1 pseudogene is annotated in these 705 nt (G+C 67.4%); it reads right to left on the minus strand.

Annotated elements, in window-relative coordinates:
- Positions 1–305 precede the first annotated feature (305 nt).
- A pseudogene (locus tag V6U90_RS33715) lies at positions 306–705 on the minus strand (cell division protein FtsK); the annotation flags it as partial.

The following is a 705-nucleotide window of genomic DNA, read 5'->3' on the forward strand; positions in this document are numbered from 1 at the left end:
GCGCAGGATCAGGGAGCGGCGGCGGCCGGTGCCGTGGCAGCGTCGGCAGCGCCGGAACGGCCGTACCCAACAGACGGCGAGGTAGCCGAGAGTAACCATGGTGATGCCGATCAGGAGAAGAACGGCGAGGCCGGTGCTGGTGGTAGCAGTAGCGGCGAGCAGGGTCATGAAAGTGCCTCCGGGGCCGGTTTTCGGGCGTAGAGGACTGCTGGCGCTACCCGCTACATGGGGATGTAGGGGCTGGCCAGGTATGTAGCGAGGAGATGTAGCGGCGGCGCTACATGTTTCGGCGCCGCCGCTACATGTCAGGCGGAGTTGCGGCCGGCGATGAGCCGGTCAATATCGACCTTTCGGGCACCTCGGTTGACCGACCCGCGCATGTTGACACTCACGCTCGGTATACCGACTGCCCGGCACTGCGCCGAGATCGACTCATCAGTGGCGTCGGCGTAGTGCTCCGGCATCTGCTCGGCCAGCCGGGCGGCGACGACCTTCCAGTGCAGGCTCGGTTCCTTGCCCTGAAACACTCCGTGGACATCGGCGAGCACGTCTCGCGTCTCCCGGGTGACGTCTTCCCCGGCGGCCATGCCGGTGAGGGTGCCGGCCTGCTCGCGGAGCTTCCGGGCGGCTAGGAGGATCTTCTCGGCGTCTTCCTGGTCGGCGAGGTAGGTGCGCACGGTCGGGGTGTCATCGGAGGCGCCGCGT

The sequence above is a fragment of the Micromonospora sp. CPCC 206060 genome, assembly GCF_036906895.1.
Classification (GTDB): Bacteria; Actinomycetota; Actinomycetes; order Mycobacteriales; family Micromonosporaceae; genus Micromonospora.